This window comes from Achromobacter sp. 1012554356, assembly GCF_059760815.1.
Genome location: NZ_JCBANC010000157.1, coordinates 1 through 207 on the forward strand (window position 1 = coordinate 1; position 207 = coordinate 207).

The window sequence follows — 207 nt, forward strand, 5'->3', positions numbered from 1 at the left end:
TAATCGCGGATCAGCATGTCGCGGTGAATACGTTCCCGGGTCTTGTACACACCGCCCGTCACACCATGGGAGTGGGTTTTACCAGAAGTAGTTAGCCTAACCGCAAGGAGGGCGATTACCACGGTAGGATTCATGACTGGGGTGAAGTCGTAACAAGGTAGCCGTATCGGAAGGTGCGGCTGGATCACCTCCTTTCAGAGCTTACGT

At 54.1% G+C, this 207-nt stretch carries 1 rRNA gene; it reads left to right on the plus strand.

The window, feature by feature from the left end:
• Positions 1-195: ribosomal RNA gene (locus tag AC6LJW_RS29550) — 16S ribosomal RNA — on the plus strand; the annotation flags it as partial.
• Positions 196-207 lie beyond the last annotated feature (12 nt).